Here is a 15,031-nt window from a genome sequence, read left to right on the forward strand (position 1 = left end):
TCACCCATCCCTTTGGGTGATCTTGCGACGCGCGATGCACAGCAGCGCCAGCGCGGTCGCCATCAGGATAATCAGCCAAGCGAAATCAGCATCGCCCGTGCGCGGAAGCACGTCGCCGTAGCCGTAGCCGTAGCCCGCGTAGCCGGCCTCCGCCGCGTAATTGCCAAACACCGGCTCGAAGATGGTGTCGGCATCCATGGTGATGTTGAAGATCGCATCGGGATCCTCGTAGTAGGTGGTCACGCCGTTCTGCGTGACGTACCAGCCCTTCAGGTACCAGCCGTCGTGGACGTCGATCGTCACGTCATCGCGCGAGAGCGTGAAGCCGGGCTCGGTTTCGTGCGTATGCAGCGTGACGGTGCCGCCATCGTAGGTGCCCTGGTAAATCGGGTTGCCATCGTCGTCGTAGCCCGTGATGACAACGGTGCCGCCACCTAGCTCGGCGGTATGCGTTTCCACATCCCACACGCCATAGAGCGTGATGTCCGTACCGGTACCGGCCATCGCGGCAAGCAGGAACATCGCCGTGTTCGGGTCGTCGATGCTGGCGTCGGAGGGCAGTTTGCCAGACTTCTGGGCCTCAAGCAGAGCCTCCATGAGCTGCTCGGGCGTAAAGTCGGGCACCGTAGCACCTTCATGCAGCGCCCAGCCCAGGAACGTGCCGTTGCGGCGCGTGAAGCCCTCTTCGGGAAGCTTGAAGTCTTCCTCGCCATACGTGTACTCGATGTCGTCCATCTTGCCCTGGGCAACCGGATCGTTCGGGTCGAAGGTGATGTGGTACGTAATGGGCGTCCAGACCGCCGTGAGCGTGCCGCCGTTGGCGGGAATCGTGTACAGGTAGCCCGGATCCCAAATCCTGCCATCCGCGTCTTCCCAGCCGGTCAGCGTGTAGCCATTGCGCGAGATATCGTCGGCCGTGGGCAGCTCGATGACGCTGTCGGTGTCGGGGTTGGTCACGATGGGCTTGCGATAGTCGCTATCGATGGGTACCGTGCCGCCAGCCTTGGCGATGGCCGCAGCCTCTTCGCGAGCCGCCTTCTCCTCGATAGTCTCGTCGGCGGGAGGCTCTTCCTCCTCGGCGGGCTCGGCATCGGGATCGGTCCAGATGCCCTTGTTCGGGTCGAGGATGAATTCGTTGCTGATGGCCTTGTAGTACAGGCGCAGCACCATGGTGCCGTCGCCGGCGATGATCGCGCGTGCCACGGTCACGTACTCGTTGCCCTCGGCATCGGTGACCACCTGACCATGGGGCACGTATTCGTAACCCGGGATATCCACGTTGTCGGCATTGCGATACGTATAGCCTTCGACGTCTTCGTCGGCCCACGCCTCATCGTCGGTGGTGCCCTCATGCTCGATGCGCTGCGTTTCCGCCCACGCCTCGTCGTTGATGATGATTGCGCCGTTCTCGTCATGCGGAATGGTGCCGTCGGCCGCCACGGGAACCAGATTGCCGTCGCCGTCGATGACCCAGCGCTCCACGTAGTACTTGGTATCGCTATTGGCCACGTAGAAGAAGCGCAGGTGCGTGCTGCCGTCGCCATTCAGGTTCGCAGCCTCGAGGCCCATGCCCACGTTGTTGCCATCGGCGTCAACCACGAACGTGAAGATCGGGTTGCCGTACTCGTCAAGCTTCTGCTTGCCATCTTCGTCCAGGACCGGCGTAGCGTAGCCAGGCACGTAGGTGTAGCCAGGATAGTAGCCGTCGGGCTTCGCCGTGCTGGAAACCTCTTCATCGGTGGTCGCGTTGGCCGCCGGGTTCGGATGCTCCTGGTCGGCAATGACCTCATGGGCGATGCCGTTCACGTCTACCAGGTAGTGGCTCACCTCGTAATTCACGTCGTTGCGCGCCGCCCACACCGCATAGAGCACGGTGGAGGTAGTGGGCATCAGGAACATGCCATCGGGCGAGATGAAGTACAGCGTCGGGTTGGTGTAGGTGTAACCGCCCTCGGCGCTGCTGTCGGCGAAGACGATCAGCCAGGTGCCGTTCGTGGAAGAGCCGCCCATGCCGGTCTTCGTATCGATGCCCGCGCCATGGAAGTTGTCAGCCGCATCATCCAGGCCATCAGCCGTGGTCTGCGAGATGTTGCCAACCGTACGCGAGCCATCGGGTACGTTGGACCAGCCGATGAAGTAGTAGCCATCGCGATGGACATCGTTCACACCCGGCAGGCGGAAGGAAGACTCGCTGGAATGGTTGCTCTTCTTCGTGCCATCGGCCTGCTCGACGCCATCGGCATCGGCGTTGTGGTTGACCCACGTGCCGGCGCCCGGATCGAGAATGAGCTCGATGGTGGTCTTGGCCCTGTAGTACAGGTTCAGCACCAGGCTGCCGTCGTGGGCGATATTGCCACTCGTGACGCTCGTGTACACATTGCCCTCCGCGTCAACGGCGGTACCCACGAACTCGTATCCAATGAAGTTCTCGTTGTACGCGTAGCCAGAACGCGATTCGTTCTCATCGTCGGAAAGGACCGTCGCAGTATGCGTGGTGTCGGACGCGCCCACGGTTGCGTCAACGCCCTGGATGTCGGCGTCGGTAATGAGTTCCTTGATGGTGCCGTCGCCGGTGATACGCCAATGCTTCACTTCGTACGTGGTCAGGTTGCCGTACGCGTAGTACAGCTTCAGCACCAAGGTGCCATCGGGGGCGATATCGTCACGCGTAAACGATGCGTATACCTTGCCGCCGGGAGCGGTGAAGGCGGAACCGTTGGCGATGAAGCTATAGCCTGCAACGGCAATGTTGTCAGCGTGACGATACGTGGTCGCAGCATCGAGCTCGTCGGCCCATGCCTCTTCGTCGGTGATGCCCGCATAGGCAAGGCGATTCGCGACGACCCACGCGGAGCCTTCGTCATGTGCCACGGGATTACCGTCGGTGCCATAGGGAACCGTGCCGTCCTGGTTCAGGGCGATGGCCACGCCATCACCAGTGATGACCCAGCGCTCCACGTAGTACGGAGTATCATTGTTGGCCTTCCACACCGCGTACAGGGTAACGGGCGATGCGCTGGGCACCGTGTACGTGCCGCCTGCGGCGATGAATTCGGCGCCCGTGGTGGTGGCGATGTTGCCCGCCAGGGCCGCAGCGGCATCGGCAGCCGTACGCGACGGAATGCCCTGGCTCGTGCCCACATTCACGCCACCCTGCGTGGGAATGGTGGTCCAGCCCACCAGCGTGTAGCCGGTACGCGTCATATCGCTGTTGCTGGGCAGGTTGAAGGTCTGGTCGGTCTTGTAGGTGCCGGACCACGTGTCGGTGGAGGGGCTCCACGAACCGCTGCCCTCGACGAGCGTCACGGAAACGGAAACGGGCATGTAGTAGAGCACCAGGACCATGTTGCCATCGCCGTCCAGGTTATGGCGAGCCACCGTGGTGTAGCCCAGGTAGCTATTGCCGCGCGTCACGTAGGTGTAACCCTCAACGGCCAGGTTGTCGGCATGGCGATACGTGACCGAAGAATCGAGAGCGTCGGCCCAGGCTTCCTCATCGGTGGTACCGGTGTAGGCAAGGCGCTGCGTAACCGCCCAAGCGGCATCGTGGGAAACGACGTTCTTGGAAGCGTCGCGGTCGATGGTGCCGTCCTGCTTCAGGGGGATGGCCACGCCGTCGCCCGTGATGATCCAGCGCTCCACATAGTACGGCGTGTCGGTGTTGGCCTGCCATACGGCGTACAGGGTGACCTTGGCGTTGGTGGGCATCACGTACGTGCCGTTGGCTGCGGTGAACACGGCGCCCGTGTCGCTTGCGCGGCCGGTGAGCGCGGCGGCGATTGCTGCGGCGGAGCGGCTTGCCCAGCCCGTGGACTCGGTAACCGAAACTGCAGAACCGGAAACGTTCACCGTGGGCTGCGTGGTCCAGCCAACCAGCGTGTAGCCGTCACGCGTAATGGCGTCGGCGCCCGTGCCGTTGGGCAGCACATGCGAGGAGTCACTGGAGTAATGATAGGTCTTGCTGCCAGCCCAGCTGGAATCGCTACCGCCAACCAGCTCGAGCTCGTTGGTGAAGGTGCCGTCATCCTGCATAGCCGGCTTGTAGTAGAGAATCAGGCGCAGGCTGCCGTCGGCCAGGATCTCGCCCTGAGCCACGGTGGTGTAGCCCTTGTAGCTATCGTTGTGGACGATGTACTGGTAACCAGCAACCGTCTTGATGTCGTTGTTGGTGTAAGGCAGGGTATCCGTGCCAGTGAAGTCAGCCTTCGCCGTCTCGTGGGGCACGCCCTGCGTGTACGTTACGCGATTGTCGGTAGCGTACGTGCCGGAATGCGTGACGACGATCAGGCCATTGGCATCGCGGTCGACCACGGGGGTCTTGCCGTCCGGGCCGATCTTCATCTGGATAGCGGTGCCATCTTCCAGAACAACCCAGTACTCAACGGTATAGGTAACGTCATTGGCGCGCCAGACGGCGTAGAGCGTAACGTTATTGTTCGTAGGCGTCGAGAATGCCGCACCCGCAGCGGTGAAGGCCTTGCCACGAGCCCCGAAGTCCGGGATCAACGTGGCGTCGGAATTCAGGTTCTGAGCGAGCGTTGCCGCCGTGCGAGAATCCTCACCCGTACTGGTGTTCACGGAAATGGGGGTGCCGCCAGCAGGCGTCACGGTAGGTTCGGTCGTCCAGCCAACGAGCGTGTAGCCCTCGCGCGTGATATCGCTGCCCGTGGGCAGGTTGTACACGTCGTCGGTGGAATGCTGGACGCTGGTCTCAACGCCGCTGGCCCACGTACCAGAACCACCCTCATAGGTAATGGTGTTCACGATGGCCTTCCACACTGCGTACAGTGTGATGTTCTGGTTGGTGGTGGGCACCAGGTAGGCGCCGCCCTTCGCAGTGTAGGCCACGCCGAACTCGGCAGCCTTTGCGGCATCGTAGACCAGGCCGACTGCCAGGTCGGCGGCCGTGCGCGAGTCGTCGCCCGTGCTGGTATGCACGTAGATCGGGCTTCCGCCCGCAGGCGTTACCGTGGGCTCGGCGGACCAGCCGATGAATTCATAGCCCTCGCGGCTGATGGCATCAGCGCCAGGCGTGAGGAATTCCTCGTCGGTGCCGTAGGTGCCGCTCTTGTCGCCGCCCGCAGCCCAGGTGCCGTTGCCCTTGTCGAACGTGATCGTCTTGGTGACGGGCACGTAGTACAGGTCGAGCACCGTGAGGATGCTGCCATCGGCGGCCAGCTTGATCTTCAGACGCGACGTGGTGGTTACCGTAGTGTCGACAGCCGTGGTTACGGAATCGTCGGTATGAGACACCGTGCGCGACATGCCATTGGTCAGGTACTCGTAGCCGGTGATGCTGTCGTTATCCTGCGTGTACCACGGCTTAGTCGGGTCGAGCGTGGCAACGTCGGCGATGGCCACCTCGCCCGTCACGCCGGTATGCGTCAGCGTCTCAATGGGATGCACCACGCCGTTGCCGTCGACGTAATAGCGATTCACGGTGTAGGGCGAATCATCATTCGCACGCCAGACCGCATAGAGCACGCGCTCGGAAAGCGTGGGCATCAGGTACTTGACGTCGTTGACACCCACGTAGACGTACTGCTTGCTCACGGGGTCCCACGTGGCAACGAGCGTCCAGTTCGCTCCGCCATGAGCGAAGTCATTGCCCGTGGCAGAGGCGAGGCGGTTGGCGGTTTCCTGGGAAGCCAGGCCCTCGGCCGTGGATCCAGCCGCATCGGTTGCCCAGCCAACCAGCGTGTAGCCGGGACGCAGGACGTCGGCATTGGTAGGAAGCACCGTGGTGCTCTGCGTGGTATGCGTAGTGACGGCCTTGCCCTCGCTGCCAGACTTCCAGCTGGCGGGAGCGTCGGTCGTGCCACCCAGGACCAGCCTGAGCGTATTCTCGTTCGCCTCGTAGTACAGGTACATCTTCAGCGGATTGGCGGGGTCGCCGGAAATGCTGCCGGAGGAGCTGGTGGTGTGGGGCACGTTGTCGGCGTCGGTAACACTGTTGCCATGCGACAGATAGCTGTAACCAGCCACAGCCGTGTTGTCATTGGTCACATGCGCGTTGGGCACGTAGCTGTTGCCCTCGGCGTCGGCATGCTCGTCAGTAACACCCACGTGCGTGATCTTGTTCTGGCCCTCAGCCACTTCATTGCCATTCACGTCGATGGGGATGAGCTCGCCATCGCCCGTTACCTTGTAGCGATATACGTAGTACTCAGTATCGCTGTTAGCGCGCCAGACCGCGTAGAGCGTGACGCTGCGGTTGGTGGGCATCTGATACAGGGCCGTTCCATTGGCCAGGGTGAAGTACGCGCCGCCAGCAGCAGTGCCGCCCGTTACGTCATCGATGGCGTCGGCCATATTCTGCGATGCAACGCCCGTGCTCTCGTTTACCGACTCACCGTTGTAGGTGGGATACGTCGTCCAACCAACGAGCGTGTAGCCACCGCGCGTGAACGCGTCGCCCGTGGGCAGCGTGAACTGCGAATCGGTGGAGTGCAGCGACGAAGTGCCCTGGCCCTCCGCGGGCGTGGCGTAGGTGCCAGCCACGAAGTTCAGGCTGTTGTTATTGGCGCGCCATACTGCGTAGAGCTTCTGGCTCGTGGTGGGCATGGTGTAGCCCGGCGTATAGAACGTGTAGGTGATGCCATCGGGCGTGGTGGCAACGCGCGTGTAGTTCGCGCCGCCGTTCTGCGGCGTGTTACCCGTAATCAGCGCCAGGGCATCGGCGATGCTCTGGGAAGCATCGGCGATGGCGGCCTTGCCCGAAGGATCGGTGCTCCAGCCAACCAGCGTGTAGCCGGCGCGGGTCACGTCGTTGTTGGTGGGCAGGTTGAAGCCCGCCTCTGCCTGATGCGTGGTCGAGCTGTAGTCGGTAGTGCCCCATGCGCCCGCACCCGGATCAAGCTCGAGCGTCAGGTCGTCAGCACGATAGTACAGCGTGTAGCGCATCAAGCCATCGCCCGTGATCGTAGCAGTAGGCGTAAGCGTGCTCGTGTGCAGGACGTTCAGGGCATCCCTGAAGCTCGGATTGAAGGTGTAGCCCACGAACGCGGAGTAGTTCGCCGAATTCACGCCCGAGGTGCTTGTGTACTGCGTGAGCGGGTAGACCTCGTCGGTGATGCCGGTGAGGGCATCGGTGATGGTCTCCTTCTCGGTACCGTTACCGTCGAAGCGGATATGGTCAACGTAGTAGGTCGTGTCGTCGTTGGCACGCCAGACCGCGTAGAGCGTCTGATTGGCGGAAGGCACCAGATAGGCGATGTCGGTGGCATATACGTATGCGCTGCCGTTCCACGTGGCTACCAGCGTCCAGTGCGCGCCGCCCGCGTAGAATTCGTCGCCCGTGATAGCGGCCAGCGTGGCGGCCGTGGTCTGCGAAGCGCGACCCGTCGCGGAAGCGCCGTCGCTGCTGCGCGCCCAGCCAACCAGCGTGTAGCCGGCGCGGGTCACAGTATTGTAAGCGGGCAGCTGAATTTCCTGCTCGACGCGGTAGGTCTTCGGGTTCGTCCCGTTCCAGCTAGCACCCGTGGCGGTGGTGGTATCCCAGGAGCCAGCGCCGGTGTTCAGGGTAATCTTCACCTCGTTGGCCAGGTAATACAGCGTGTAGGTGATGCCGCCGCTTACGTAACCCACGTAATCCCATGCGTAGGTGGTAACGTCGCCGCCGTTGATGGTGACGTTCCAGCCCTCCACGCCGTAGGCATTCAGGCCGTGAGCCAGGTACGTGTAGCCCGTAATAGCGTTCGCGATGGAAGGCGAAGCGTCGGCTGCGCCATCGCGGCTGGTTACGCCCGTGCTGTTCAGGTAGCCATAGGCATCGGCGCCGCTCACGGGAGCGCTATCGGCGTGGACGATGGTGTCGGCCCACGTCTGATACACGTTCGAAGAAACCTGCACCACTTCGCCCTCGCCCGTTACCTTCTTCACGACCACCGTGTAATCGATCAGGATCGGGCTCCACACTGCGTACAGCGTGCGGTTCGTGGTAGGCATCAGGTACGTTGCGCCATCCAGGAAGTAGACCTTGCCATACGTGGCCGTGATGAGCGCATTCTGGCTATTCAGGTACGTGATGATGTCGAAGGCGTTCTTGCCGGTAGCTTCGTTCACGTCAATCGTCTGGCCGTTCACGGTCACGCTCTGCAGCGTCGTCCAGCCAACCAGCTCGTAGCCCGTGCGCTTCACGGTGGCGTCCGTGGGAAGCGCGAAGGTGTCGTCGGCGTCATGGTTCTGCGTGAACGTGCCATTGGGCGAAAGCGAGCCGGATTCGTAGGTGAGCACGAGGGAGTCGGCGTAGTAGAACAGGCGCAGGACCAGCGTGCCGTCGCCGTTCAGGTTGTCGCGCGAGGTCGTGGTAACCGTCTTGCCCTCGATGGTGTGGCTCTGGTTATGACCCAGGTAGATGTAGCCCTCGATGTCGATAACGTCGTTCACCAGGTTGTAGCCCAGCGTCTCGGTGGAGGGCACCGCGCCCTGGCTAGCATCGGAAGGCACCACACCGTCAGCGTAGACCATGGCGTCGGTGCGGCCAGTATGCTGCTTGCGGTACGTCTCCCACAGCGTAGGATCAGCAGCCACAGCCTCGGGCGTGGTCACGATGAGCAGGCCCGTAGCCGGGTCGCGCATGACGTTGCCGTTGGCATCGAGCGGCGAAAGCGTGCCGTCGCCGTTCAGCAGCCAACGCTCCACGAAGTACGTGGTATCGCTACGCGGCGTGTAGTACAGGTTCAGCACCAGGCTGCCGTCGGCGGTGATTTCCGCGTTCTGCGTCGTGGTCACCGTATGCAGCACGCCATTTTCGTCCTTGTAGCTGAACGAAGCGGTGTCGGCCAGGAAGTCGTAGCCGTTCCAGTTGAAGACCTTGGTGCCGATCTCCTGGTCCTTGGCGTTGGCCGTGGTGTCGTTGGCGGGCTTCGCAGCCTCCTGGGCCGTCGTGCCCGTATCGCCGGTAGTGCGATAGCTCCACACGACTTCCGTGGTGCCGTCGCCATGGATCTTCACGTGATTGACCTTGTAGTAGCTGGGAAGCGCTGCCCAGTGAGCATACAGGGTGATGGCTCCAATGGGCGTGGAGTACGTGCCACCAGCCACGACGACCACGTCACCACCGATTTCGGTGGTGAAGCCATCGAGCATGTAGCCCGCGCGCGTGAGCTGCGTGGCGGTGGGCACCACGAGCGACGTGCCGGAAGCCAGGCGGCCCTGCCACACATCGTCGGCGAAGGAGAGCTTGCCATCGCCGTCGTAGGCGCCCGAACCCGTAGCCCAGGTGCCGTTGTTCGGCATGACCTTCACGGTGAAGGTGCTGGGTACGTAGAACAGCGAGAAGACGGACGTGGCGTCACGCTCGATGGAGCCCGTTGCGGTCGTTCCCTCGTACGTGGGGCTGTACGTGGCGTTGGGCGTGCCGCCCTGGACGTCGACGTTGTCCTGGTTGTCGTTGCTCTTGTACGTGTACGGCTTCGTGGAGGTGTCGTACACCCAAGCCACACCAGCCGTCACGTTCACGGCAGCATCGGCGTAGCCGGTGTAGGCGATCAAGTAGACCTTGTAGGTATCCAGGTCGGCCGTAACGTCTTCCACGGTAACGGTGTTGCCGTTATGGATGACGTCGCTGCCGGAAGCATCCACCAGGTAGGTCTTGCCGTCGCCGTCAACGCGGTAACGCGCCACGTAGTAGCTCACCTGCGTGGCGGTGAAGATGAAGTTCAGGACGGTGGAGCCATCGGCGGCCACGATCTTGGTGCCATCGGTTTCGGTGGGCATGCCCGTGCCGTAGTCGCCCACGTTGGTGCCGGGGGCAACCCAAGTGTAGCCGATGATCTTGTAGGTATCGGCATCCATGTTCGCGCCGGTAAGTGAGCCATCGTAGGTGCCCACGGGGCTCTGCGCCGGGGAAACGGTCTCATCGGCCACGCCGTCGTGATAGACCTGCGTGCCCGTGTATTCCATGGTGCCGTCGCCCTTGATGCGGTACACGGCCACGGAGTAGTCGGTGTCGTTGGTGGTCACCCAGACCGCATACAGCGTGTCGGCCTCCACGCCCATGGGGAACGTGGTGGTGTACAGCAGGCCCGCCGCAGAGAGCGCGTCCTTCAGCGCGTTGGCGCGATAGCCCTTGGCGTCGGCCACAGTAAGGGTCTCGCCAGCATACGTGCCGCTGGTGAACGTGTAGGTTGCCTCGGTGGTCCAGCCCGCCAGCCTATAGCCATCGCGCGTAACGTCGGCAGCCACGGGCAGCGTCACGGTGCTCTCGGCCTTCACGGTGGAGGGCATCGCGTACGTGGAGGTCGTGGCCTTGTTGCCATAGGTGCCAAGGTCGAAGTTGAGCTGCAGGCTGTCGGCCTCGTACACCAGGACCAGCGTCAGGCTGCCGTCCGCGGCGATGACGCCCGTGAAGACCGTAGCCTTGCTCACGCCATTCGCGCCCGTCTTGTTGAAGGAGGCGCTGAACGTGTAACCGGTGAATGCGCTGTAGTCGATGGTGTAGCTACCAGAGGGAGCGTAGCTCTCGCCCGCCGCGTAATTCAGGTGGCGGTACACCGAGCCCGTGCCCTCGCCGGCGACTTCGCTCTGACCGCGGTTCACGATGGCCGTGTAGCTGGTGAGGATGTCCTCGCCAGAAACGACGATTGTGTTGGTGGTAGAGCCGTTCACGGTAAAGGCATTCAGGGGAACGATGTTGCCGTCGCCCGTGTACTTCCAGTACTCCACGTTGAAGGTGGCCACGTCAGGCGTGTACAGAAGCACGAACTTAGCCAGGCCGTTGCCCGTGATGGTGACGGTGGTGGTAGCTGCTGTGGCGTAGGCCGTGCTGTACGTGCCAACCGTCAGGTCGTTCTTCATCTTGTAGCCGGCGATGACCGCGTAGCCGCCCGTGATCGAGTAGCCCGCATGAGAACCGGTCACGATGTCGCCTTCGGCATTCAGGGTAATCGAAGTATCGGTGGTAGCCTGACCCACGACGTCGGTGCCGATCTTGGTGGTGTACTGGCCCGTGGGATCGAGGTACCAGCGCTCGATGGTGAACGCCGTGGTGTCGTTTGCCACGTAGAACAGCTTCAGCACCAGGGGCTCGGCCTTGCTGATGTTGCCAGACAGGTGCGTGGTGTACGCCGCCGCCGTGGGCGAAGCATCAACCGTGCCGTTCACCTTCACCGTGTAGCCAGCGAAGTCGGCATCCGCGAAGCCGTAGATGGAGGCATTGTCCCCCACCAGCGTGTAGCCAGCCCAAGCCGCTTCGGTGTTCACGTTGTGGGCGGTCGCGGTAGCGGTGGTGTCGGTGGTGCCGGTCAGGTTATCGGTGTTCACCTTCGTGATGATGATATTGCCATTGGCGTCCTTGACCACCTTGTAGTGCTCGACCACGTACGGCGTATCGGCGATGGGCTTGTACACCGCATACAGCGTGATGGCGTTGCCGTCGTTGGCGGGCAGCTTGTAGGTGGAACCCGGGGCAAGCAGCAGGTCGCCCAGACCGTCGGCGTAGGTAATCGCCGCCTGGCCCGCGCGCTCGGTTGCCGCTGCGGCATCCGTGGTCCAGCCCACCAGCGTGTAGCCAGGGCGATCGACCGCGGTAGCACCGGGAAGCGTTGCGTTGTATTCGGTGGCATGGTCGGTATCGACCTTGTTGCCCGTGGTGCCGTCGGTCCACGTTGCGGGAAGCGTCGGCCAGGCCGTGCCCGCATCCAGCGTGAACGTGTAGCCGTTGGGCGCGTAATACAGCGTGATGATCAGCTTCGGGTTGCCAGCCACGATCTTGCCGGTGCCCGGAGCCCACGTGCCAGACTGGTTATTGCCGCTGGTCTTGGTAACGCCCGCAACGGTGACCACGTCGCCGTACGTCCATCCCACGAAGGACGGATAGTTGGCGGCAGTAGTGCCCGAAGTACTCGTGTAGACTTCCGCAACGGCGGTGTCGTCGGTGATGCCCGTGAAGGTATCGACGATGACCGTCTTCTCATTGCCGTTACCATCGATGCGCACGTGGCGCACGGTGTAAGGCGTGGTGTCGAGCGCGTACCAGACCGCATAGAGCGTCGTGTTCTCGGTACCCAGGTTGAAGGTGCCGGTGATGATGGCACCCGCGGCATTCAGGGCCTCGTAGATAGCGCGGGAAACGCTGCCCTCGGCCGTATTCACCGTGTAGGTCTGGCCAGCATAGCTCGTTGCATCGGCCGCGAACGTGTAGTCGGAAACGGCCGTCCAGCCCTTGAATTCGTAGCCAGCGCGCTCGAGCACGTCAGATCCGGGAAGCGGGTAGTTCGGGTAGTCAGCACGCACGTTCTGCGAAGCGTACGACGGGTTGTACCAGCTGCCCGCGCCAATCTCAAGCGTAAGCGTGATTTCCTGCGAGACGTAGTACAGGGCCAGCTCGGTGTAGTAATCGACATCCACGCCGTTCACCGTAACGGAGCCCAGAGGCGTGGTGCCCACGGTGGCCGAAAGGACGTTCTTCGACGTCACGCCATCTTCGTCGGTGTACGTGAAGGTAGAGCTCCACGCATACGACGTGAAGTCGTAGCCCTTCGTGGTGTCCTTCGTGAGCGTCTTGTCGCCAGGCAGCACGTCTACCTGGCTGTCCACCTTGCCGCTGCGCACTTCCTGGTACTCGCGAACCAGCGTTTCAGCGCCCGTCCACTTGTACCAGCGCACTACGTAGTGCACCAGGTCGGCTTCGTAGAAGAGCTTCAGGGCCAGCGTGGTGGTGGCCGAGATGTTACCCTCCAGGATCTGCTGGTACGGGTTGGTGCCATCGGTGATGCGCGCGTCCGTGGTGTCGAGCACGTAGCCATCGGCATCCAGCTTGTAGCCCTCTTCGTCGGGCGTGGTGGAGTACTGATGGTAGCCATCGTACTTGTTGGCGGCAGTGCTCGGGTCGAACGTTGCCGTGGTATCGGTGTAACCGTAGAACGTCTGCGTATCGGCCTTCACCATCGTGCCGTCGCCCCTGTGCTTGTAGTACTCAACCACGTATGCCGTGTTCTGGTTGGGCTCCCATGCGGCGTACATCGTAGTGGGAACCGTAGGCATGCTGATCACGGAAGCGGCCGTGTAGTACGGCAGGTTCACGGAAGCACCGCCATAGGTGAACACCAGGTACTGGCCGTTCGCATCGCTCTGAACGAGCTTCAGGAACTCGATAGCCCAGTTGCCCATGAGCGAGGTGATGTCGGATGCCTTGAAGGTGCGCGTCTCGGAACCGTAGGTCACCTGGATGGTGTAGTCATCGGGGTTGGCCGCCGTGGGCAGCTCCACCCAACCGCGCAGCGTATAGCCCGTGCGACGCGTCTGGTTGGCGGTGGGCAGCGTCACCGAGTCGCCAGCCATATGGTCGCCCGAGGGATCTTCGTTCGGATACCACGAGTACGCTTCGCCCGTGCCCTTGTCGAACGTCAGGCGCATGCTGATGGCGCGGTAGTACAGCTTCAGCACCAGCGGATCGCCCGTGGCGGAAATGGTGCCGATGGCCGTGGTGTAGTACTTGGTCTCAGCAGCGTCGCCCTTCGAAACGTAGGTGCCGTGAGGCGCGAACTCGTAGCCCGTAATAGCCACGTCGTCAGCCGTGTAATAGGTGTGCGTGGCGGCATCCCAGCCAACCGTGGCAGCGTCGTTGTTCGCCTGGGCGTTGGCGTTGGCATCGGTGTAGCTGGAATGGCTCATCCAGTAGGAGCTCACGTCGTCGGTGCCGTTCCAGTTGTAATCAACGGTGCCGTCGGCCTTCACGGGAAGCAGCTTGCCATCGCCCGTGACGACCCAGCGCTCCACCGTATACGCGGTACTGGAAGCCGTGTAGTACAGCTTCACGTGCAGCACGCCCGAGGTGGCGTTGGCAGAATGACCGGTGATGGTGCCATCATCGGTGTTGCCCGGCTCGCCGTAGGAGTACAGCGTGGAGCCGTTGTAGGAAATGCTCGCGGCGTATTCATAGCCGGCGATGACATGCGCGGTGTAGTCGACGGGCGACTTCACGTTCGCCGTGGTGCCCGTCGTGCCCGTGGCCGTGACATCCTCGGACGTCACATGCTCCAGCGTACCGTCGCCGCGCAGCTTCCAGTACTCCACGACGTAGGTGGAATCGGAAGGCGCCCACACCGCATAGAGCGTGGTGGTTTCGGCGGTGGGCATGGTGAAGGAAAGCGTGCCCGTGGCCAACAAGTCGCCATCGGCCGTGGTGGCGCCAGAGGTACGCGACCAACCCATGAACGTGTAGCCGTAGCGATACACGTCGTTGCTGCCGGCAAGCGTAATCACGGCTTCGGAGTTCGGACCGGGGGTAGGCGTCTTATCGCCATCGGTCCACTGGCCATCGGTACCCAGGTCATACACGAGCGAACGCGACATGGCCTCGTAGTACAGGTTCAGCACGAGCGTGCCGGCGGCGTTCACGATGCCCTCGTAGCGCGTGGCATACGTGCCGTCGTTGTAGCTCTTGCTGAACTTGTAGCCCAGCGTGCCGTACGTGGCGGAGTCGTCGGCAACTACCTGGTTGTCGTAGTAGTACGTAGCGGTATTGGTGCCGTCCTCGGAAACATTCACCGTGGTGTCGGCGTAGCCCGTGCGCACCAGCGCATTGCCCCACGTGCCCGTGGCGGAATCGTAGACGACGTTCAGCGCTTCACGCGTACCCTCGCCCGTGATCTTCCAATACATGATGGTGTAGGCCGTATCGGCATCCTGCGTGAAGAAGAGCTTCAGGGCATCCGTGCCCGTGCCGCCCGCGTTCACCTGAATCTGCGTAACGTTCAGGGTGAACGGATCGGTCAGGTTGTTCTCGTAGTAATGGTAGCCACTGTACGTAGTGTCAGCGCTCGTGGCGTTTACCCACGTGTCCACGCGTGCCTGGCGCGTTTCCTGCGTAAGCGTGCTGGCAATGCCCGTCTTCTCGGCATTGAGCGCGTAACGGTAAATCGTGTAGTTGACCAGGTTGGGCATCCAGACCGCATAGAGCGTGGTGTCGGCATGCGGCATGGTGAACTGACCGCCCACCGCATAGAAGCCGTACGTTGCGGCATCGCCGGAAAGCAGCGCGTAGATGGCCAGGGCCTCGTCGCCAACGGCGGTGTTCGTGGTAACC

At 62.4% G+C, this 15,031-nt stretch carries 1 protein-coding gene (only partly in view); it reads right to left on the minus strand.

All coding sequences use genetic code 11. The annotated features are described in order from the left end of the window. A protein-coding gene (locus E7002_RS06290; protein WP_303728010.1) for a BspA family leucine-rich repeat surface protein crosses the window boundary here: on the minus strand, window positions 1–15,031 show its end. It continues 30,500 nt past the right edge of the window; only the last 15,031 of its 45,531 coding nucleotides appear in the window; its start codon lies beyond the right edge, outside the window; its stop codon occupies window positions 1–3.

Origin of the sequence: Denitrobacterium detoxificans, assembly GCF_015062615.1 — a bacterium.
Classification (GTDB): domain Bacteria; phylum Actinomycetota; class Coriobacteriia; order Coriobacteriales; family Eggerthellaceae; genus Denitrobacterium; species Denitrobacterium detoxificans_A.